This window comes from Bifidobacterium callitrichidarum (assembly GCF_003129905.1).
Classification (GTDB): Bacteria; Actinomycetota; Actinomycetes; order Actinomycetales; family Bifidobacteriaceae; genus Bifidobacterium; species Bifidobacterium callitrichidarum.
Window position 1 is genome coordinate 111,292 of sequence record NZ_QFFM01000004.1, and the last position, 21,447, is coordinate 132,738.

17 protein-coding genes are annotated in these 21,447 nt (G+C 59.7%); 4 read left to right on the plus strand and 13 right to left on the minus strand.

What is annotated here, in order from left to right:
- The first annotated feature begins 19 nt into the window (after nt 1-19).
- The 3 genes from DF196_RS02990 to DF196_RS03000 all read left to right on the plus strand — a co-directional run bounded on the left by DF196_RS02990 (nt 20) and on the right by DF196_RS03000 (nt 2,756).
- On the plus strand, nt 20-886 hold the full coding sequence (locus tag DF196_RS02990; protein ID WP_109056410.1) for an ABC transporter substrate-binding protein: 867 nt from the start codon (nt 20-22) through the stop codon (nt 884-886).
- A gap of 179 nt (nt 887-1,065) precedes the next feature.
- Entirely contained in the window at nt 1,066-1,956 is an 891-nt protein-coding gene (locus tag DF196_RS02995; RefSeq protein ID WP_109056411.1) for an amino acid ABC transporter permease, read from the plus strand.
- Between the two features lie 14 nt (nt 1,957-1,970).
- Nucleotides 1,971-2,756 (plus strand): amino acid ABC transporter ATP-binding protein, encoded by a 786-nt coding sequence (locus tag DF196_RS03000; RefSeq protein ID WP_109056439.1) that lies wholly within the window; start codon nt 1,971-1,973, stop codon nt 2,754-2,756.
- A gap of 220 nt (nt 2,757-2,976) precedes the next feature.
- On the opposite strand, the gene ribF is transcribed toward DF196_RS03000, so the two are convergent.
- The 5 genes from ribF to nusA form a co-directional block, all read right to left on the minus strand.
- Complete coding sequence (gene ribF, locus DF196_RS03005) at nt 2,977-4,110, minus strand: bifunctional riboflavin kinase/FMN adenylyltransferase (RefSeq protein ID WP_109056412.1); 1,134 nt, start codon at nt 4,108-4,110, stop codon at nt 2,977-2,979.
- Nucleotides 4,111-4,358: 248 nt separating this feature from the next.
- Nucleotides 4,359-5,534, minus strand: a complete 1,176-nt coding sequence (gene truB, locus DF196_RS03010) for a tRNA pseudouridine(55) synthase TruB (protein WP_109056413.1) — start codon at nt 5,532-5,534, stop codon at nt 4,359-4,361.
- A gap of 118 nt (nt 5,535-5,652) precedes the next feature.
- Complete coding sequence (gene rbfA, locus DF196_RS03015) at nt 5,653-6,180, minus strand: 30S ribosome-binding factor RbfA (RefSeq protein WP_109056414.1); 528 nt, start codon at nt 6,178-6,180, stop codon at nt 5,653-5,655.
- Nucleotides 6,181-6,360: 180 nt separating this feature from the next.
- On the minus strand, nt 6,361-9,312 hold the full coding sequence (gene infB / locus DF196_RS03020; RefSeq protein ID WP_109056415.1) for a translation initiation factor IF-2: 2,952 nt from the start codon (nt 9,310-9,312) through the stop codon (nt 6,361-6,363).
- Between the two features lie 244 nt (nt 9,313-9,556).
- On the minus strand, nt 9,557-10,633 hold the full coding sequence (gene nusA, locus DF196_RS03025) for a transcription termination factor NusA (protein ID WP_109056416.1): 1,077 nt from the start codon (nt 10,631-10,633) through the stop codon (nt 9,557-9,559).
- A gap of 206 nt (nt 10,634-10,839) precedes the next feature.
- On the opposite strand from nusA, the gene DF196_RS13780 reads away from it, so the two are divergent.
- The gene (locus DF196_RS13780; RefSeq protein WP_241519563.1) at nt 10,840-11,679 is read left to right on the plus strand and encodes a hypothetical protein; all 840 of its coding nucleotides are present in this window, start codon (nt 10,840-10,842) and stop codon (nt 11,677-11,679) included.
- A 562-nt stretch (nt 11,680-12,241) separates the two neighbouring features.
- On the opposite strand, the gene DF196_RS03035 is transcribed toward DF196_RS13780, so the two are convergent.
- The 8 genes from DF196_RS03035 to DF196_RS13240 form a co-directional block, all read right to left on the minus strand.
- Nucleotides 12,242-13,285 carry a LacI family DNA-binding transcriptional regulator gene (locus DF196_RS03035; RefSeq protein WP_109056440.1) on the minus strand — a complete coding sequence of 348 codons (1,044 nt, stop codon included), beginning with the start codon at nt 13,283-13,285 and terminating at the stop codon, nt 12,242-12,244.
- Between the two features lie 146 nt (nt 13,286-13,431).
- Nucleotides 13,432-14,745, minus strand: a complete 1,314-nt coding sequence (locus DF196_RS03040) for an ABC transporter substrate-binding protein (RefSeq protein WP_109056417.1) — start codon at nt 14,743-14,745, stop codon at nt 13,432-13,434.
- Nucleotides 14,746-14,838: 93 nt separating this feature from the next.
- Nucleotides 14,839-16,395: an arabinosylfuranosidase ArfA gene (gene arfA / locus DF196_RS03045; RefSeq protein ID WP_109056418.1), complete on the minus strand. Its 1,557-nt coding sequence runs from the start codon at nt 16,393-16,395 to the stop codon at nt 14,839-14,841.
- A 651-nt stretch (nt 16,396-17,046) separates the two neighbouring features.
- Complete coding sequence (locus DF196_RS13540) at nt 17,047-17,202, minus strand: hypothetical protein (RefSeq protein WP_170114961.1); 156 nt, start codon at nt 17,200-17,202, stop codon at nt 17,047-17,049.
- 425 nt (nt 17,203-17,627) lie between these two features.
- Complete coding sequence (locus DF196_RS03050) at nt 17,628-18,620, minus strand: zinc ribbon domain-containing protein (protein ID WP_109056419.1); 993 nt, start codon at nt 18,618-18,620, stop codon at nt 17,628-17,630.
- Nucleotides 18,620-19,072, minus strand: coding sequence for a hypothetical protein (locus DF196_RS03055; RefSeq protein WP_146194687.1), 453 nt, complete (start codon nt 19,070-19,072; stop codon nt 18,620-18,622). The genes DF196_RS03050 and DF196_RS03055 overlap by 1 nt, the downstream gene beginning before the upstream one ends.
- On the minus strand, nt 19,069-19,293 hold the full coding sequence (locus DF196_RS13235) for a hypothetical protein (RefSeq protein WP_146194688.1): 225 nt from the start codon (nt 19,291-19,293) through the stop codon (nt 19,069-19,071). The genes DF196_RS03055 and DF196_RS13235 overlap by 4 nt, the downstream gene beginning before the upstream one ends.
- Nucleotides 19,290-21,443, minus strand: a complete 2,154-nt coding sequence (locus DF196_RS13240) for a hypothetical protein (protein WP_146194689.1) — start codon at nt 21,441-21,443, stop codon at nt 19,290-19,292. The genes DF196_RS13235 and DF196_RS13240 overlap by 4 nt, the downstream gene beginning before the upstream one ends.
- Nucleotides 21,444-21,447: the final 4 nt, after the last annotated feature.

Here is a 21,447-nt window from a genome sequence, read left to right on the forward strand (position 1 = left end):
AAAGAAGGAGAACAACCCCATGTCATTCAAGTCCGCCGCCCGCGTGTTCGCCGCCGGTCTCACCGCCGCGACGCTCATGTTCACCGCAGCCTGCGGTGCATCCAGCAACTCCTCCGATGCCAACGCCGGAGGCAGCGACAGCTCCGACATCACGCAGCAGACCGTCACCCCCGGCACGCTCACCATCGCCACCGGCGACCCGGCATACGAGCCGTGGGTCATGAACGACAAGCCGGAGTCCGGCGAGGGCTTCGAGGCAGCTTTGGCCTACGCCGTGGCCGACAAGCTCGGTTTCAAGAAGGACAACGTGAAGTGGATCCGCACCACGTTCGACTCCGCCATCGCCCCGGGTGCCAAGGATTGGGATCTCAACATCCAGCAGTTCGGCATCACCGACGAGCGCAAGCAGGCCGTCGACTTCTCCTCCGGCTACTACAAGGACACGCAGTCCGTGGTTGTCAAGAAGAACGGCAAGTTCGCTTCCGCCAAGTCGCTGTCCGATCTCAAGGACGCGGTGATCGGCGTGATGGTCGGCACGCAGGCCTACACGATCGTCCAGAGCAAAATCAAGGACGACATCCAGACCTTCAATGACGACGCCTCGCTCGCCCAGGCGCTCGATGCCGGACAGATCGACGCACTGGTGACCAACACCGTCGAAAGCGTGTACATGGTCCAGTCCGAGCAGGTCAAGGGCGCCGAAGTGCTCGGCCGTATCGCCGGCTCCGAGGACAAGGACGGCCTGGGCATCGTGCTGCCGAAGGATTCCAAGCTCACTTCGGCCGTCACCAAGGCCGTGGACGATCTGAACGCCGACGGCACGCTCAAGCAGCTGCAGGACAAGTGGCTGGCCGAGTACACCACCGATCTGACCGAGCTTAAGTAAGGTCAGCCGGGCAAATCCAGTCCAATCAGGTGCCGTACGACCGCATGACGGCCCGTCCGCACCAATCCGAACCCGTCGGAGGAGATTTCAGCATCTCAGCCGGCGGGTTCGTCGTCTCGCGTTCCACATTGCGCGACACCAATCTCAAACCCGTTCGGACACTGCAATACAATCCACATATGGTCGATTCTCAATCCACGCATGATTCCGCCGCCGGAGCATCATCCACGCCGCCGGTGAGCGAGATCGAACTCTCCCGCCGTGACTATCGGCGCAAGCAACAACTCAAGTCGGTGGTCACCAGCCTGGTCAGCACCATCGTGCTGGCCATCATCGTCGTCACGGGATTGAAGATGTCCCCCGGCTGGCCGCGCGTCAAGCAGACCTTCTTCTCCCCCGAATACTTCGTCAAGTCCCTGCCCAAAACCATCGACGGCCTCTGGCTCAACCTCCAGGTGCTGGTCGTGGCCGTAATCGGTGTCGCCATCTTCGCCACGCTTATCGCCCTGGTGCGTACCAGCAAGAACCCGGTGATGTTCCCGTTGCGGGTGTTGGCCGCGCTGTACACCACGGTGATGCGCGGCATCCCGATGATCGTCGTGCTGTACCTCATCGGCTTCGGCATACCGGGACTGGGCCTGTTCGGCCGCATCAACCCGGCCATCCTCGGCACGATCGCCGTCATCATGGGTTACAGCGCCTATGTGGCCGAGGTGCTGCGCGCCGGCTTCAACGACGTGCACCCCTCGCAGCGTGCCTCGGCACGTTCGCTGGGCCTGACCGCCGGTCAGACGACGCGCATGATCGTCATTCCGCAGGCCCTGCGCAAGGTGGCGCCCGCGCTGATGAACGATTTCATCTCGATGCAGAAGGACGTGGGCCTCATCTCCGTACTGGGCGCGGTGGACGCGGTGCGTGCGGCCCAGATCGAGGTGGCCAGCTCGTACAACTTCACGCCGTACGTGGTGGCGAGCCTGCTGTTCATCCTGATGAGCGTGCCGTTCATCCTGCTGAACGACTGGTATACGGCGCGACTGCGCAAGCGCGAACTGAGTGGAGGCACGGTATGAGCACGGATCAGAACATGCAGCAGGACGCTCTCGTGCAGTCCCCGGCAACTACGCAGAAGGGCGACACACAGCCGGTGCTGCGACTGGACAACGTTCGCAAGTCCTTCGGTTCCACGCAGGTGCTGCGCGGCATCTCGTTCGATGTCAAGCAGCATGAGGTGGTGGCACTGCTCGGCCCGTCCGGTTCCGGCAAGTCCACACTGATGAAGTGCGTCAACCTGCTTGAGCAGGTCGATGACGGTCAGATCTGGCTCGGTTCCACGGACATCACCGATCCGCGCGCGAACCAGGACCGCATCCGCGCGCGTATCGGCGTGGTGTTCCAGCAGTTCAACCTGTTCCCGCACATGTCGGTGCTGAAGAACGTGACGCTGGCCGCCATCAAAGTGCATCATTGGTCGAAGGACCGCGCCGAGGCGCGTGCGTTGGAACTGCTGGACCGTATCGGCATGCGGGCCAAGGCCAAGGCCTATCCGGACCAGCTGTCCGGCGGCCAGCAGCAGCGCGTGGCCATCGCCCGTGCGCTGATGACCGATCCCGAACTGCTGCTGCTCGACGAGATCACATCGGCGCTTGACCCGATGCTCGTGGGCGAGGTGCTGAACATGGTGGCCGAACTCAAGTCCCAGGGCACCACGATTCTCATGGCGACGCATGAGATGAGCTTCGCGCATGATGCGGCCGACCGCGTGGTGTTGATGCGCAACGGCATCATCGCCGAGAACGGCACGCCGCGCGAGGTGATGGATGAGTCGGACGATCCGCAGACGCGCGAGTTCTTCGCGCATTTCCGCCATTGACGGTTCAGACCATCAAATGAATTAGGCTCTGTTAGCCCAAGGCTCTGTTGAGCCAGGATTGACATGAATCCGATGGAACTACCCCTCAGTCGGCTTCGCCGCCAGCTCCCCTGACAAGGGGAGCCAAAAGTAAGGGGCATGTCAATCTCGATATAACAGCGCCTTATGGAATGGCCCCTGATGAGGAGATCTTCATCTCCCTCATCAGGGGCCATTACTTTTATTCACCAGGCTCGGTGATGCGCTTGGTTTCCTCGACGTTGCGCTTGAGTTCGTCCACAAGCTGGTCGGGGCCGTCGAACTTGACCTGCGGGCGCAGGAAGCCGGCGAATTCCACGCGGACCTTGTGGCCGTAGAGGTCGATCCAATCGTCGGTGATGCAGTAGGACTCCACTACGCGCTCGTGGAGACCGGTCTTCTCGCTGAACGTGGGCTTGGTGCCGATGGAGATGGCGGCGGGCCAACGGTTGTCCCCATCCACAAGCCAGCCGGCGTAGACACCATCCACGGGAATGTATCCCTCAATATCGCCGCCCAGATTGGCGGTGGGGAAGCCGATGGTACGGCCACGTTCCTCGCCGTGCACCACTTCGCCCTCAATGGCGTGGGGCGCGCCAAGGATGGCGTTGGCGTCCTGGATACGGCCGTGGGCCAGCAGGTAGCGCACATTGGTGGAGCTCCAGGCGCGCATGGCCTTGGCCTGGTGCTTCTTGCTCCAAGCGCGGCGTTCGGCCTTGGTGGCGTTCGCCAGCGGGTCAGAGGGTTCGCCCCATTCGGCGGGCATTTCCGGCTTGAAGTCGCGCGGGATACGCACCTCGCCAGGACCACGGTCATCCACCACGTCCAGTTCGAAGACGCCGGTGGCGGCGGCCAGGTTGGCCACGTGCTGCACGTCACCTTCGCGGTTCTTGCCGAAGGCGGCGTCCTGGCCGAGCACCAGCGTACGCATGCCGAGCTTGCCGGTGAGGCGTCCCAGGAAGAAGATGTACGACTTGGCCGCGAAGGCCAGCGTGTAACGCACCACAAGCACATGGTCCACGCCCAGAGCCTCGATGCGGCGCAGTCGTTCCTGCACACTGGTGAGCGCTTCGGCGTCGATGTTCTCCTCGTCGGGCTCCTGGCCGTCATGCTTGGCGGCCCAGCCGTGCACGAAGGCGGGGCGCGGATCGAACAGGATCACCACGGAGAAGGAATCGTGCTGGTGGGCGAGTTCGACCACGCGCTTGATCACGGCCTGATGACCCAGATGCATGCCGTCGAATGCGCCGAGGGTTACTACGGCCTTCTTGTCGTTATCGAACGAGGGCCATTCGACTTCGCCCTGGGCGTCCGGAGTCAGATGCGTGATGTTCATCGTGTTGCGTCCCGTCCTTTGCTGTGTACGTGTTATGTCCGTGTTGTTGGGTTCGGCTCATCGATCTTGTCAGACCATGATTGGTGCACGTCCCCTTGGACTACCCCTCAATCGGCTTCGCCGACAGCTCCTCTGACAAGGGGAGCCAGGGAAAGGACATGTCAATCTCAGCCTAGAAGAGCTACCACGTGCTTCCCGACCTTGCGACACGCATGCATGCATGCGACGCAAAGCAAACCGCGTTCAGTCTACTCGGCGGGGAATACGGTGGCGGGCTTGGCCTGATGCGCGTTCGCTCGCTCCAGAATGGCCACCACATCATGCGTTTGCGGCACGATGGCCACGGTCGGCTCGCCGATCTTCCTCTCGATACGACGTCCGAACCGCAGTTCGGTGGCTTCCTCCGGGGTGATGTCCAACGCGGGCATGGCTCCGCGCGCGGCCTGCTCCATGGTGAGTGCGCGTCCGAGCAGCCAGTTGCGCCGCTCTTCACCGGATAGTTCCGCCGGGGTGTCCAATACGCATTTGTTGCGGGTGATGGTTTCGCCGTCGCGGTTGGTGAAGGTCTTGGATTCGCTGTGGGCGGTGACCGTGTGGTCGCGGGTGGCCTCCATCGCCTCGTCGCCGATGAGACCACTGGTATCGTCTGGCAGAGCGAAGTGGCCGACCCGCGTGCGGCGAAGGCGGATCAGATGGCCGCCGACGCCCAGTTCGGCACCCAAATCACGGGCCAGCGCACGGATGTACGTACCGGACGAGCAGCTTACACGCACGTCCACGTCGAGTACCGGAATGGCCGACGCGCTCAAAGCGCCCGAAGCAGCCGGAACAGCCGAAGTCGTCACCCCGGACGAATCACCGGTTCCGAACCAATCGACAGCCTCCCGTAACGGTTTGCCGGCCCGCTCCCCCGCCACATAGCCTTGTCGGACGGCGAGCACGGCGAATTCTCCGATATGCACCGGCCGGGCCTTGAGCTCCACATCCTTGCCTTCGCGGGCCAGGTCGTAGGCACGTTTGCCATTGATTTTGATGGCCGAGAACGTGTTGGGCACCTGCTCGATATCGCCGGTGAAGTGGTCGGCGATGACGGCACGGATCTTCTCCTGAGTCACATCCGTAATGGCATGGGTGCCATCGCCTTGCACGGCAATCAGCTCGCCTTCGGCGTCATCGGTGGTTGTGCCCAGACCGAGGCGAATGGTGGCCTCATAGGTCTTGTCATGCTCCACGATGGCGTTGAGCAGTCGCGTGGCATGGCCGAACGCGATGACCAGCGCGCCGGTGGCCATCGGGTCGAGTGTGCCGGCATGACCGACCTTCTTGATGTGCAGTGCGGCGCGCACGGCCGCCACCGCATCAAAGCTGGTCACGCCCTGCGGTTTGTCGATGATGATGAGGCCGCTAGGTGCGGGCTGTGCCATGTGATATTCCCCTCGATGAACGTATTCGCTCTGGTAAAACCGCGATTGACATGACTTCCGTCGGACCGCCCCTCAGTAGTCTTCGCGCCGACTTAACGGACGGGCGGAAGAGACGAGCCTACTCGCCCAGTCCTTCGTCGGTGGCGTCATCCTCGGAATCGAAGTCCTCGTCGCCATCGATGTCCTCATCGAAGTCGTCGTCCTCGGCGGGCTCGTCGTCGTGCTTGTACGGGTCGGCATCGCCGGCGTACTGGGCGGTGGCGCGCGCCTTGGCCAGTTCCTCGTCGCGTTTGCGGGCCAGAGCCAGGATGTCCTCGATCTCGTGGGCCTCGCCGGGCACCTCGTCGAACACGAACTGGAGCTGCGGGGTCAGGCGCAGGCCGGCCTTGCGGCCGACGAGCGTGCGCAGGTGGCCCTTGGCCTGGTCGAGGGCCTGCTGGGCTCGCTTGCGTTCGCCGGATTCCTTGCCTTCGTGGCCGAGCTGGGTCCAGTAGATCTTGGCGATCTGCAGATCGTTGGTCACGCGCACTTCGGTGACGGTGATGTTGGTCAGTCGCTTGTCGTGCAGCTCACGCTCGATGGAGGAGGCGACGACGCGCTGGATCAGGGCCGCGATACGCGCGGCGCGGGGGTTGGTTCCCGCCATAGGAGGTTCCTTTCAAAAAATCAGCTCCCCTCACTGAGAGGAGCTGTCGGACGGAGTGAGACTGCAGGGAGTACGTCGGCGAACTTGCGACGCCCCTCGACCCGCTTCGCGGACAGCTCCCCTCGGTGAGGGGAGCCAGCGAAGATGACGGGTTCTCCTTCAGAGGAGAACCGTGATGGACTACTTGCGCTCGACCTCGCGCATCTCGAAGGTCTCGATGATGTCGCCGAGGGCGATGTCGTTGAAGGAGCCGAGGTTGATACCGGCCTCGTAGCCTTCCTTGACGGACTGGACATCGTCCTTGAAGCGACGCAGCGAGGAGATCTCCAGGTCGTTGACCGTGGCCACGCCGTTGCGCAGGATACGGCACTTCGTACCGCGCTTGACCTCGCCGTCCTGCACCATGACGCCGGCGATGTTGCCGAACTTGGAGGAACGGAAGATCTCGCGGATTTCGGAGTGGGAGGTGACGACCTCCTCGTATTCCGGCTTGAGCATGCCCTTGAGGGCGGCCTCGATGTCCTCGATGGCCTTGTAGATGACCGAGTAGTACTTGATCTCCACGCCCTCACGCTCGGCGAGATCCGCCACCTGACGGTTCGGACGCACGTTGAAGCCGATGATGACGGCCTTGTCGACCGTGGCGAGGTTGACGTCGTTCTGCGTGATGGCGCCGACGCCGCGGTGGATGACCTGGATGCCGACCTCGTCGGACACCTCGATCTTCATCAGGGAGTCCTCCAGCGCCTCGACGGAACCGGACGAATCGCCCTTGATGACGATGTTAAGCATGTCGATCTCGGACTCGGCGAACTTCTTCTTGAAGTCCTCCAGGGACACGACCTTGCGGCGCTTCGCCAGCTGGGCGGCGCGTTCGGTGGCCTGGCGCTTCTCGGCGATCTGGCGGGCGGCGCGATCGTCGGAGGCGACCAGGAAGAGGTCGCCTGCGGTCGGCACGGAGGTCAGGCCCAGCACCTGGACAGGCGTGGACGGGCCGGCGGCCTCCATGGTCTGGCCGTTCTCGTCAAGCATGGCGCGGACGCGACCGTACGAGGTGCCGGCCACGATGGCGTCGCCCACGTGCAGGGTGCCCTGCTGGACGAGCACGGTGGCCACGGCACCGCGGCCCTTGTCGAGTCGGGCCTCGATGGTGGCGCCACGGGCGTCCATATCGGGGTTGGCACGCAGGTCGAGCTCGGCGTCGGCCGTGAGCAGCACGGCTTCGAGGAGCTTGTCCACGTTGATGTTCTGCTTGGCGGAGATGTCCACGAACATGGTGTCGCCACCATACTCCTCGGGCACCAAGCCGAACTCGGTGAGCTGGCCGCGCACCTTCTCCGGGTTGGCGCCGGGCACATCGATCTTGTTGACGGCCACGACGATCGGCACCTTGGCGGCCTGCGCGTGGTTGATGGCCTCGACGGTCTGCGGCATCACGCCGTCGTCCGCGGCGACCACGAGGATCGCGACGTCGGTGAGCTCGGCACCACGGGCACGCATGGCGGTGAACGCCTCGTGGCCAGGGGTATCGAGGAACGTGATCTTGCGCTTCTCACCGTCCAGCGTGACAGTGACCTGGTAGGCACCGATGCGCTGGGTGATGCCGCCGGCCTCGCGTGCGATGACGTTGGTCTTACGAATCGTATCCAGCAGTCGGGTCTTACCGTGGTCGACGTGGCCCATGACGGTGACGACCGGCGGACGCGGCTTGAGGTCCGCGTCATCCTGCAGCTCTTCCTCATCGAGGTTGATGTCGAACTGCTGGAGCAGCTCCTTGTCCTCCTCCTCGGCGGAGACAAGCTGGATGTTCCAGCCGATCTCCTCGCCCAGGATCTGGAAGGTCTCCTCGTCCAGGGACTGGGTGGCGGTGGCCATCTGGCCCAGGTGGAAGAGCACGGTGACCAGTGCGGCCTGGTTCACGTTGATCTTCTCGGCGAGGTCGGCGAGGGACGCGCCCTGACGCAGACGGATGGTCTGGCCGTTGCCGTTCGGGATGCGGACGCCGCCGATGGTCGGTGCTTTCAGCTCCTCGTACTCATGACGCTTCGCCAGACGGTTCTTGCGGGCCTTGGAAGACTTGCCGCCCTGACGACCGAACGCGCCTGCGGCACCGCCGCGACCGCGGCCGCCGCCACGTGCGGGACCGTTGGACGGCGCACCGCCGCCCTGGAAGTTGTTGCCGCCCTGGCCGCCGCGGAATCCACCGCGGGCACCACCCTGGGCACCGGCGCCGCCCTGACCCGGGCGGCTGTGGCCCCACTGGCCCGGACGCGGCGCACCGCCGCCCTGACCCGGACGACCATTACGGAAGCCGCCACGGCCCTGACCGGCACCCTGGCCGGGACGACCCGGACGACCGTTGCGGCCGCCCTCGGCGGTCGGACGCGCCATCGGGTGCGGACGCGGAATATCACCCGGAGTCGGGGTGTGCATGCCCTGCTTGCGGGAGAACGGGTTGTTGCCCGGACGCGGGCCCGGGGTGTGCGGACGCGGAATCGCGTTGGAAGCGGCGCTGTTGCCGTTGCCGGCGTTGCCGCCCTGCTGGCCGTTGTTGTGGCTGGCACCCGGACGCGGGGTCGGCATGTTGCCGTTGCGGCCGTTCTGGTGCTGGCCCGGCTGGCCGCCGTTCGGACGACCCTGGCCCGGACGGCCCTGACGACCGTTCTCGCGGCCCTCACGGTTGTCGCGATTCTCATGCTGCTGATGACGGCCCGGCATCGGAGCGCCCGGACGACCGCCCTGCGGACGCGGCGCGGACGTGCCCGGGGTGGCACGACGGGCCGGACCCGGGGTCGGGGCGTGTGGAGCCGGAGTAGCGTGCGGAGTGGCCGGGGTCGCATGAGCGGGAGATGCGGAAGCGGCCGGGGCGGCGGGTGCCGGAGCCGGCTTGTGCTGTGCCGGCTTGGCGGCGGCAGGCTTCGCGGTGTTCTGGGGACGGGCGGAAGCGGCAGGCTTCTGATCACCCTTGTTGTTCTCCTTGGCAAACGCGGCCTTCAGGCGGCGTGCCACAGGAGGTTCGATCGTAGAGGAAGCGGACTTGACGAACTCCCCCATGTCCTTCAGCTTCTCAAGGACGGTCTTGCTGTCGACATGCAAGTCCTTGGCCAATTCGTATACGCGCGGTTTCGCCACTAATTACTCCTATCTGCGACCACGCGGCATGGGCGTGGTCAGTTGGTGATGACGGCAAGCTTGCCCTGTCTCATCGTGCGACCATGTTCGTGTTACCTCGTCTCTGTGCAGGCGAATTTGCGCGCACTGCGCCCGCCCACATACGCCAATCAAGCATACTCATAACGCTGGATAGGCATGCGAAAACCGCGAGCCGCGCCATATGGGTACGGCCCGCGGGAAACGCCTTCTTCCGGTTGCCCGGTTACTCGGCCTGCGCCGGATCCGGCTGCGCGGCCTGGGCGGCCTGTTCCGCTGCCTTCTCGGCGGCCACCTTCTTGGCGTGGGCCTCGGCGGATTCGATGCCGATCTTCCATCCAGTGAGCTTGGCGGCCAGACGAGCGTTCTGCCCCTCCTTGCCGATGGCCAGCGACAGCTGGTCGTCGTGGATGAAGGCGATGGCGGTCTTGTTCTTCTCGCTGATCACCTGCACGCCGGTGGCCACGGCCGGGGAGAGCGCGGCGGCCACGAACTTGGCCGGATCCTCGGAGTAGTCAACGATGTCGATCTTCTCCGGGCCGAGGTTCTCCATGACGGCGCGCACGCGGGCGCCGCCGGGGCCGATCAGCGCGCCCTTCGGGTTGACGCCCTCGGTGTTGGCCTTGACGGCGATCTTGGTGCGGGCACCGGCCTCGCGGGCGATGGCCATGATGGACACGGCACCGGAGACCAGCTCCGGCACCTCGCGCTCGAACAGACGACGCACCAGCTCCGGATGGGAGCGGGAGACCACAATCTCCGGGCCACGCACGCCGCGGGCCACGTTCACCACGTACACGCGGATGCGCTCACCGTGGCGGTAACGCTCGCCCGGCACCTGCTCACGACGCGGCAGGATGGCCTCGACGTCGCCCATGGCAACATGCACGTTGGCCGGATCGGAGGCGTCCTGCTGGATGATGCCAGTGACGAGCTTGCCCTTCTGGCCGGAGAAGGCGCCGAAGACCTTGTCGTCCTCGGCCTTGCGGAACAGCTGGGTGATGACCTGACGCGCGGTGGCTGCGGCGAGACGGCCGAAGTCGTGCGGGGTGTCGTCGTACTCCTCGCCCAGCTTGGGGGCGGGGTGCGGATCGTCTTCGGTGGGTTCGACCGGAATCTCATCGGCGGCCCACACGGTGAAGCTGCCGGCGCGCTCGTCCAGCTCCACGCGGGCATGCTTGGCGGCGTGCGGGGTCTTGAGATAAGCGAGACGAAGGGCCTCGGCCAACGCCTCATCCAGGGTTCCGGGGTCGATTCCTTGCTCAGCGGCAAGCTTGTGCATTCCTGTCAGGTCCAGTTCCATCGATCCGTACCTCCTATGAAGTTATGTGGCGCATGGCCTTGAGTGGTCACAGTTAGCTATTAGTGTAGGTTTCCATGCAGACACGCTCCCCCTTGTTCGTTCTCGGCCGACGCGCGCTGGTTGTGGCGTGCGCCGGGGCGATGCTGTGCTCGCTGGCGGCGTGTTCGGCGCCGCGTCTGGCCGGCCGCGCCGAGGCGGAACGTGCGCTGAGCCCGTGCGAACAGGCGTTGACGCTGGTCAACGACGCCGATTGGGCTTCGGGCTCGCCGATGATGGTGCGTTTCGTGTCCGGTCAGTCGATTCCGCTGCGGTGGATCGACGTGGCCACGTACTGTCCGGGACGTTTCGGTGAGGGCGTGCTACGTGACGCGCAGACCAAGGCCGAACTCGCTTCGTTGGCCGACCGGCTGGGCGGCGCCGAGCCTGCCGTGACGCCGGCCCGTCTGGATGGCGTGACTTCCGCGGTCGCCGGAGCCGATGTGCTGGACGCGATGGCCGTGGCCGAGGATCGCGCGGGATTCGCACTGGAGGTGCTGGCCTCCCGTGGCCAGACCGAGGGGGCGACGCTGGCGCTGAGCGACATGCACAAGACCGCCGGGCAGCAGTTGGTGTCGCTGGCGGACGGCAGCTGGGGTGATGCCGGCTCCGATTCGTCCGGCTCATCCAGTTCATCCGGTGCCGATGGGTCCGGTTCGTCCGGCGATTCCGCGGCAGGCGATGCGGACGGTTCCGATTCGTCCGGTACTGGCTCGGCATCCGGCAACAGCAACGCCGGAACGCACGCCGATCCGCGGCAGAAGGTCTACGACATCAGCCAGCTGCTGGCCAATCCCATCACCATCGCCGACAAGGCCAGCGGACTGGACGTGCCCACGGCCGCCGCCATCGAAATGGATTGCGCCCGCGCCGAAATCAAGGCCGTCACCGATGCCGACGCGCAGTTCGACGACACCACGCTTTCGATTCTCGCCGCCTTGGCCGCCAAGCACGCCTACACCGCTATCCAACTCGGCTACCCCGCCACCGATGGCGCGTTGTTTGAGTGAACTTGAATAACAGGAGGCCGCCGACTTTGCACAGCCGACGGCCTCCCACCATTTCACAAGGCGAGTCATACGCCCAATGCCGAATCAGAACCCATCGGAGCCGAAGCTTCAAGTGGCCACCTAAAAAAAGAACCCCGAAGTTGAACCGATTCTTTCATCGACACTTTCAGTATACGCACCATTACTGATTAAGCCTCGGGCATATAGAGATCTCCTCTGCCACAATAGTTCTACCGCACATACGCTTTGCTCTTCATTGAACCGGAGGTGCCAAGCGGATGAGCGATCGGCCGGGTCAGCCGGCCCGACTGCCATTTCACAGAAGAGATTGTCATGAAATCTCAGTCAGATCCCGGTAATTCCGGGCATAATCCACTCATCGCGGTGATAGCCATGGTGGTATTCGCACCCTATGTAGACAGAACATGGCTTGCGATACTGCTTAGCGTGACCATTCTGTATGGTCTGATCACGGATTGGAGGAGCCAGAGGAAGTAGCCGGATGTCCCTGTGCAGCCTGTCATGCGCAGGGACCTATTCTCTCATATTCACCACCGCAAGTTCATTGGACAAGCCGCGTGGAGGCGCGCTCCACCAGGGTGAAATCGGTGGTGTAGGTGCGGGCGGGGCCAGCGTAGCCTTCGATGCGGTCGATGAGCATGTCCACGGCGTGCTTGGCGTAGTCGTCCACATGCGGGTCGATGGTGGTCAGGGCCGGCACCGAGTATTCGGCTTCCGGCACGTTATCGAAGCCGACGAGCTGCACGTCAGTGGGGATGCGCAGTCCCCGCCGCTGTAGTTCGTGCACGGCACCGAGCGCCATGGCGTCGTTGAGGCACACCACGGCTTCCGGGCATGGCAGCGAATCCAGCATCGCGGCCGTAGCCTGCACGCCGCCGTGCTGGTTCCAGCGATGCACCGGAATCACGTATCGCCAATCGACTTCAAGCCCGCGCTCCAGAAACGCCTGCACATACCCCTGAGTACGCAACGCCTGCGTGCCTTCGCGCTGTTGCTTGATGGTTTCCCAGTCCTCCATGCCGGGCGGTGCGCCCAGCAATGCGATGGCCTTGGTCCCGGAGTCCAGGAGCCGGCCGACCGCCTGCTTGACGGCTTCCACATTGGGCATAGTGACCAGATCGCTTTTGCCGTAGGTAAGGTAGTCGCCGGCGAGCACTACCGGATACGGCTGCTGCAATACCGCACCCTCGTCGGCGAGCGCACGCTCACTGAAGAAGATCCACCCGTCCGCGCCGAGCCGGTAGGTCTCCTCGATGTTGTCCGCGAGTCCCATGCCGTCGGAGCCGTAGGTGTTGATGATCACGCCGTACTGCCGGGCTTTGGCGAACTCGATGACCTTGTCGGTCAGGTAGGAGGCGAACGGCTGGGAGAAGTCGAAAATGTTAAGGCCGATGAGTCTGGTGCCACCGGAGCGGATGGCGCGGGCGGACAGGTTGACCGTGTACCCGAGCTTGCGCATGGCGTTTTCGACCCGTTCGCGGGTGTCAGGCCGCATACGGCCGGTACCGTTAATCACATTGGACACGGTTTTGATGGAGACATCGGCCTCGCGAGCCACATCCTTGATCGTTACGCGGTTGCCCATCATTCTCCGTTCCCGCATTGTCCTTCATTCATCCGGCCCGCACCGGATGCCCTTTGAATATTCATGGTGATTCGTGGATACAATCACGTACTTGCCCAGTCGTATCCACGAATCATCATTCCATGGTGTTGGCGAAAATCAGCTGCTCACTGACCCGTCGTAACCTTGAATCCCTGACCATTGCCGTATTGAATCAGGGATTCCTGCCATTGCTCGATACCCTGCTGGTAGGTGATCTCACCGGAACTCGCCTTACCAATGTAGTCGCCAAAGCGGGTTCGCGCATCAACCTCGTAAGGTAGGAACTGCCACTGTGTTCCGACCTTCTTGGCGCCTTCGACCAGCACGTCCTGGTACTTCTGGTCACCGAAGTACGGATCGGTTTTGGTGAGGAACTGTTCATCGGACATGGTTTCGGTATCCGCGGGGAACTGTCCCTTATCAATGCGAATCTTGACACCTTCGCGGTCATGTGCCGCGAACTCCACGAACTTGTAGGCCGCCGATGCCTTGTCGCTTCCCTCGAGAACCGCCAAGGATGAGCCGCCGTCCTCACCGTTGCCATCAGTATTGGCGTCGATCTGCGGAAGCCCGGCGACGCGCCACTTGCCTTCGCCGGTCGTCACGCCGTCCTTCAGCATGGCCGCCATCCATGCACCGGTGGTGATGGTCGCCAACGAGCCGTCTTCCAGCGCCTTGTACCATTCCTCGGACCACATGCTCAGCTTGGTGTCGATGAGGTCCTCATCGATCAGCTTCTGCATGAAGGCATAGTACTGCTGGGCAATGGGATCGTTGGCGTAGTTGATGGTGATGTTTTCGCCGTCGGCGGTGACGGTCCTGCCTCCGGCCGCCCAGATCCACGCTTCGGTCACGGCGATGTTCGCTGGTTCGCAGGTGATGTACGCGCCGATGGCACGGAGCTTCTTTGCCGCTTCATAGAATTCGTCCCAGGTTTTCGGCGCTTCGATGATGCCGGCCTTGTCGAATGTCTCCTTGTTATAGAACATTGCGTCGGGACCGGAATCGATTGGAAGCGCGTGTACTCCCCCGCCATAGGTCACCGAAGCCCACGGACCGGGAGTGTAGTAGCCGTCGAACTTGTCGGCGCCGAACTCGCTGAGGTCCTTCAACGAATTCTGCAGGACGAATTGCGGCACGGCGAAATACTCGATCTGAGCCACGTCGGGGGCACCCTTGCCCGCCTGCAACGCATTGTTGATGGCCGTGTACTGCTTCTGCGCGGTACCGGCATTGGTGATTTTCACCTTGATATTGGGGTATTTCTTTTCGAAGGCCTTGGCGACGGGAGTCAGCGTCGGCTCCCAGGCCCAAACATTGATGGTGACCGGATTGTCGGCGGTTCCCTCATTCGATGAGGTGTTGGATCCGCATGCCGCCAGCGACAACATCGTCGTTGCCGCAAGGCTTGCCGCCATGATCGTTCGGAAGGACTTCATTGTTCTCTCCTTATTCTTTGTTTGGTTATTGGTGAAGAACCGCTGGATTATCGGCCCGTGTTGCGGACCGATAATCCAGCGGTTTTTCGCATATCACTTCACATGCACGGCGGTCCAGGAGACCGGGGGCAGGGTCACGCGGACAGTGCCGGTTTCGGGGTCAAGGACGGCGGTGTCGTTGGCGTGCAGGGTCACGCGATTCTGGTCGTCAAGTGTGTTCTTGGCGAAGAGGTCGTCCTCGTGCAGGGTCTGGGCGTCAATCGCAGTGCCGCCGCCTTCTGGCAGGTGGATTTCGAAGTCGTTGGTCTTCCCCAGCGAGCGGTTGGTCACAAACACGGTCACGGAACCATCCGCGCCACGCACGGCCACCGAGTTGACGGTCGGCACCTCGCCGTACTTGGCGGTCTCATAGGTGCCGGTGGCGAGCTTCGGCTCCAGGACCGTGCCACCCTTGGCATACTTGGCAGTCAGCGCGAACGGGTAGAACGTGGTCTGACGCCAGGCGGGGCCACCGGGCTCGGTCATGATCGGGGCGATGACGTTGACCAGCTGGGCCAGGCTCGCGGCATGCACGCGGTCGGCGTTCTTGAGCAGCGTGATCATGAGATCGCCGAACACCACGGCGTCGGCGGCGGAGTAGACGTCCTCCAGCAGACGCGGGGCGACGGGCCAGTTGCCGATGCCTTCCGGGTTCCTGCTCGGCTCCTCGTCGATGTACCAGACGTTCCATTCATCGAACGAGATGAACACGTCGTGCTTGCTCTTGAGCCGAGCCTTGGTGGCGTCGATGGCGGCGGCCACATCCTTGATGAAGCCGTCCATATCCACACCGGAGGCCATGAAACTCTTCATGTCGCGGGTGCCGTCGGCCTGGAATTCGGGATGGTAGTAGGCGTGGCAGGAGACGAAGTTGACGTTCTCATAGGTTTTTTCGAGAACGGTCTCCTCCCACTTGCCGAACGTGTCCATGGAATGGCTGGACGAACCGCACACCACCAGTTCGACGCTCGAATCGATCATGCGCATGCCGGCGGCCACCGAAGCGGCGAGCGTGCCGTAGTCCTCGGCGTTCTTGTGGCCGGTCTGCCATGGGCCGTCCATCTCGTTGCCCAGACACCACATTGTGATGCCGAACGGCTGATCCGCACCGTTGGCGCGACGCTCCTCGGAGAGCTTGGTACCGCCGGGGATGTTGGCGTATTCGAGCAGGTCCAGCGCCTCTTCCAGACCGCGGGTGCCCAGGTTCACGGCTTCCATGAGTTCGTTGCCGCCGACCTTGTCCAGCCACTTGGCCATCTCGTGCAGGCCGAACTGGTTGGTCTCGGTGGAATGCCATGCCAGATCCAGGCGACGCGGGCGGTCCTCCTTGGGACCCACGCCATCCTCCCAGCGGTAGCCGGAGACGAAGTTGCCGCCGGGGTAACGGATGGTGGTGGCACCGAGCTCACGGACCAGCTCGATGACGTCCTTGCGGAAGCCGTCCTCGTCCGCCTCGGGATGACCGGGTTCATAAATACCGTCATAGACGCAACGACCCAGATGTTCCACGAACGATCCGAACAGTCGGTCGTTCACCGGCGCGACCTCGAAGTCATCGTCGACAATCAGGCGGGAAGTTTCATTAGCTGGAGTGGACGATTGCTCTGACATGTGCTCTCCTTTGCTCACATGAAGGTCGATACAACGTTGTCTCAAATGGGCAAACTTCAGTACCTACAACCTTCATAGGCCCGTTCAACTACTTATTTGGTACAACATTGTATTTCTTGATATCCCGATGGTACAACAAGGAATCAATTCCCGCAATCAGACATGCCAAAGCAACAGAAACCATCGAAAATATCAGCAGACATATCGTCGCCATCCCAGCCCTGTTGGCACTGCCGAAAATCACACTCCCAGCTTGAACCGGATTATCACAGTTCGGAAGTTCGGATCTTGGTAGCTCGAAAGCACGAATCCCAACACACGACCCTCAAAGAGCCGCCCCCAAAGGCGCCAACAGGATGCACAAAACGAAAAAAGTCCCGGAATTTCAACGATTCCGGGACCTGTTTGCGGATAAGGCGAGTAACTAACCTAAATAGCCTCTTATGTACTGGAAATGCTAGGAAAATACGATTGCATAAAATCCATCCGCCCCGCATTTCGCCCCGTTTCTAATGGCTTATTAGAGGCTCTTAAGGCTCTGAATCCAGTAGACAGTCTCTCATCGTCAGGGCGAGAGCCACTCGCCAATAACATCAAAGCTTCAGGTTGCCGGCGCAGCCCTCGATAACGAGAACCGCGCCTTAATGACCGCTACACGAGCAGTCTCAGCAACTGGTAGAGTTGCCAGAGGCTACGCACGTTAAAGTGCGTACCATCAACCGTGGCCGTTGCCTCGCTATCGCCCACATGGACGATCACGATACGTCCGTTCACGGTCAGAGTGCCGTGCATCGTGATATGATTCATCTTGCAACCTTTGGTTAAGGGCGCAAGCCGATAACCAGTTAAGGCCCGATGTTCCAAGCGTCGGGCCTTTTCTTATCGGCTTGCGCCGATAATGGCCCGTCATATCAACGGGGACGCCGCATGTTACGGCGTCATAATTCAATGTACCAGTACACACGAATCAGCACAGCATCCTATTCATTACCATCAATGACACCATTCCCATTCTCATCAACCGGAATGTAGCCGAAGGAAGTAGAAGGATCGGGATTGTTTTCTCTTCCAAAGGGTAGATAGTTCATCCCGTTTCCCATATCTGCATAAATCTCACTGCATGGTATAAGCTTGCTGGAGTTACCAGCAGAACAGTTGTAATCCTTGTATTTCTCATATCCTACGGCATCATCCGGTGTTCCATGATCAACATTGGACGATGAGTTATCGCTCTATTCATCAGAGGAGCTGGAATCGTCTGACCCAGAACTAGTAAGGGCACATACGGTCCACATAGACTGCATGTTAAGCGAGCATCTAGCCGATACGGATCCATCACCGACGGAATAAGCCGGCATATCATTCGGATTCGTAACATTCGGATTCTTCATGCCGATATTGAAAAGGTCCATATACAACTTGAGTGTGTCGTTAATGGCACCTCCCGCGTTAGAAGTGGTGCCAGTCTCGCGGGCGACGCAAGTCAGTACCGGGCCCAATCCCGCCGAGGCGTTGTTGTCATTATGGAATGAAAGCAACGCATAGCTCTGTCCGTCAATGGATGAAGGATTGAAACCGCTGGACGATGTCAGGCTGGTAGTCTCATCAGCACTTGGGCATTCATTGAGGATGGAATCGATAACGGATCCATCACCCGTCGTCGAGGAATCTCCAGTATCGTCGTTCGATTGCGTGCCGGTGTCAGAAGAATCGGATTCAGAGGTATGAGGCGAGTCATTGGAGCTCTGGTGATAGGGGTCGATGAAAAAGGCAACAGCGACAATGGCGGCGATTGCAGCAGCAACAAATATAGCATCAATAACGGCATTGCGCTTTCTATGCGGACTTTTCGTAGCAGTACGGGAGGACAACGAAAAATCAGTTTTCTTAGTCTTCCGCTGAGGATTATCGCCGCCGTTGCCCCACCAATGGGGATTGGAGCTGGAGTCATCAGACGGAGAAGTCCCTGACGAAGTCTCATAAGACTGGATTGGAGGTAGGTACATAGGTGCTGTCGGGTTCGGCCCATAGTGAGTCTGCTGCATCGCCTGAGGCTGAGGCATGCGACCGGCCTGAACGGCAGGAGGAACCGTTGAGGGCGTCGTCTGCGCTCCAGCTGGAGGAACAGCAGAATCATTCAATCCGGGAACGGGTATGCCACACTTCGGGCAGAAGACCGAATCCTCCGGCATACGAGCGCCACATTTATGACAGAACATGCTCATCACTCCCTGTAGTAAACGGTATCGTTGGAGATTGTCAGGCCGTTCCTATCTGCGATGGCCAGATAATCGCGAGACGAGTCAGGGGGATTACTGGAATCCGTTGGAATACTGACATATTCCTGCTGGAAGAAATCCAGACCAGTCCCGGCCATGACGAAGTACACTGCGGACTGTTCAGTCGCGCACCCCGCAGTGCTTTGACAGCCGGCCAGCATGGAAATAGGAGTCTTGACTGACGGAACAACACTGGCCGATTCATAGCTTTGATACGGAAATCCCAGCTCCGACTGATTGTTCCCGTCAGGAAGCGGGCTCATGTTTCCGGAAATAAAAGATAGCGAACCCGGAGTCCCCGTCTCGGGAGAATCCGTTACATAGCTTGGATTGGTATTAAGACTGATACACGTGCCATCATTACGGCAATACGTTCCAACCAACTTGGTCATGTTCATGCCACCAACAACAAGTTCCACAAATCATTAAAACCACCATCAGCCGGAGTGACATTAGAGGTCGTTCCGTCTCCACTTTCAGATGATGAATCATTTTGGGTTGACGAAGAGGAGTCCTCTTCTTGGGTTGCTCCTCCGCCATCTGGTGAACAATCAGACAACGTCGGCAAATCAGAATCGTTCGGAATTTGATTTACACACTTATGGCAGAACATACTCATCCTTTTCGATAGTAAACGGAGTCATCAGATACAACGCCACCACTGGAAAGACCAATTATGAGAAAGTCACGAGAAGAGTCTGGAGGATTAGTTGAATCGACTCCGACAGAAGCGCCATTGAAAAACTCCAGACCAGTTCCGGACATCACGTAATACACCGATACCGTCGATCCTTCTGAACACCCCGCTGATGCTTGACAGCCAGCCATCATCTGAATAGGCATCTTTGTTGACGGAAGACCAGGATCTGACTGATACTGGAATCCTAAATCCGATTGAGCATCACCATTGGGAAGCGGATTAGAAGACCCCGAGACAAAGGAAAGCACACCCGGGAAACTCTCACCATATGAACTCGGCGAATAGCTCGGATTGGCGTTAAGACTGACACAATTGCCATCATTCCGGCAATATGTCCCAGTCAGCTTAGTCATATCTTGACCCTCAACAACTGAATTCCACAAGTCAGTAAAGTCGGAATCGACAGACACGGAGGAAGAAGTTCCTTGATCCCCATTATTAACTCCAGTATCATTTTGACCGTTATCAGACTGTTCCGACGATTGTTTATCGTCGTTTTGTTTATTGTCTGCGATGGTGTTTAACGAAGGAAGTCCTTTGTCTAATTCCGAAAGACTTCCAATTCGCAATTTGTCATTAATATCCTCGCCACTCTCCAAATCAGGATTTAGAGTTCTTGTCCCCAATCCAATAGTTATAAACAAAGAACCAGCCAAGCCCATACTATATCCAGCAATCGTTACTTTCTTATCGGATATATAACAGGAACGTCCTCGTTTATTACTGATATTCAACCCATCAGAACGAAGCTTCACATCAGCAAGCGCAAATCTATTAAAGAAGTCAAGCGCCGCGTCCGAATCAATAGACGCCGAACCATCAAGCTCTTTATACAGACATGCGGCAAGTTCTCCATTCTTTTCCGCATTATCAGAGTAATCAGAAGGTACCGTAAACATCGCTAGAATAAATTGACGCGGCGCGTTATATACCAGGGTAGAATTGGCTACCATGATTGAACTAGCAGGATAATACTTTGCATATTTACTGCAATCACGATATGTTCTAGTCAAAACATTTTGTATAACATATGACGGGTATTCATCATGACCACCTAAATACACTTTCGTGTTACTTACTCCAGTAACACAAAGGACAACAGCAAGAGCAACACCAATCAGGGGCGTAAGCAGTGGAATTCGAATAAATACGATTGCACCCGAATCATGCGTATTATTTTCAATATTGTACTTATTGTCACTTATTTTCGATAGTTTAGAATACGCTCCGACAATTTCTGCATGTCCCACATCAGGATCATGTGATATCACACGTAAATCGCAGTGGGAACGGAAAGCGGAGTTGAAATCCATTTTTTGCTGTTTAATATCGCGCAATACCGAATCGGCAAATGCGTTAGTTCTCAGATCTTTCGGAATTATTGTTTCCAATGGAGCAATTATTTCACTAATCTGCAAATCCTTGTTTTTGCAGTAATCAATATAGGATTCCCCTGTTTCAGCTGCACGATCAATACGGTGTATCCTTGTCAGAGAAATAAGACCATATACCATTGCCGATAGAGCCACAATCTCGCATATAGCGGAAACAATCAGATGCCCGTCGCTCCCCCCATACCTAAACCCGACGAAAATCACGAGAAGCCCTACGACAAGGGCAACAGGTGCGATAATCGCTGCAATGACAGTTTTCTTCTGGTCTTTCTGACGTAAAAGCCCATTCCGTTCAGCATTTGTGATGCTCTCTTGCAGCGATGATTGCATGCTCCATGCCTGACGAAGCGTCTCCAAAAGTAGACGTGAATCATCTTCCGACAGTCCGATTACAGTCGTTTCAGCCTTGCTGAGAGGAAGGAAACCGTCGTTATCGAAGTCAGCTCCGGACTCGTATGGAGTACTACTGCCGACCGAATGGGACCCATCCGGTTCGACGGGGATAGTCTCTCGAACCGTCGCTGCCACGTTGGGAGCGGTAGCGTCTGCTTCAGCGACATTCCCATCAGCTGCATTCCGCCCGTTAGAAGCTTCCGTTTCAACCGTTGACATGAGAGCTGAATCCTCTTCTGATGAACGCATGCCAATCGTCATTTGAAGAGCAGCTTCCGTCATTGAG

Coding starts and splice junctions, on each gene's coding strand:
- DF196_RS02990 (WP_109056410.1), top strand. CDS start 20: ATGTCATTCAAGTCCGCCGCCCGCGTGTTCGCCGCCGGTCTCACCGCC.
- DF196_RS02995 (WP_109056411.1), top strand. CDS start 1,066: ATGGTCGATTCTCAATCCACGCATGATTCCGCCGCCGGAGCATCATCC.
- DF196_RS03000 (WP_109056439.1), top strand. CDS start 1,971: ATGCAGCAGGACGCTCTCGTGCAGTCCCCGGCAACTACGCAGAAGGGC.
- ribF (WP_109056412.1), bottom strand. CDS start 4,110: ATGAACATCACGCATCTGACTCCGGACGCCCAGGGCGAAGTCGAATGG.
- truB (WP_109056413.1), bottom strand. CDS start 5,534: ATGGCACAGCCCGCACCTAGCGGCCTCATCATCATCGACAAACCGCAG.
- rbfA (WP_109056414.1), bottom strand. CDS start 6,180: ATGGCGGGAACCAACCCCCGCGCCGCGCGTATCGCGGCCCTGATCCAG.
- nusA (WP_109056416.1), bottom strand. CDS start 10,633: ATGGAACTGGACCTGACAGGAATGCACAAGCTTGCCGCTGAGCAAGGA.
- DF196_RS03035 (WP_109056440.1), bottom strand. CDS start 13,285: ATGGGCAACCGCGTAACGATCAAGGATGTGGCTCGCGAGGCCGATGTC.
- DF196_RS03040 (WP_109056417.1), bottom strand. CDS start 14,745: ATGAAGTCCTTCCGAACGATCATGGCGGCAAGCCTTGCGGCAACGACG.
- arfA (WP_109056418.1), bottom strand. CDS start 16,395: ATGTCAGAGCAATCGTCCACTCCAGCTAATGAAACTTCCCGCCTGATT.
- DF196_RS13540 (WP_170114961.1), bottom strand. CDS start 17,202: ATGAATCATATCACGATGCACGGCACTCTGACCGTGAACGGACGTATC.
- DF196_RS03050 (WP_109056419.1), bottom strand. CDS start 18,620: ATGAGCATGTTCTGTCATAAATGTGGCGCTCGTATGCCGGAGGATTCG.
- DF196_RS03055 (WP_146194687.1), bottom strand. CDS start 19,072: ATGAACATGACCAAGTTGGTTGGAACGTATTGCCGTAATGATGGCACG.
- DF196_RS13235 (WP_146194688.1), bottom strand. CDS start 19,293: ATGAGTATGTTCTGCCATAAGTGTGTAAATCAAATTCCGAACGATTCT.
- DF196_RS13240 (WP_146194689.1), bottom strand. CDS start 21,443: ATGACGGAAGCTGCTCTTCAAATGACGATTGGCATGCGTTCATCAGAA.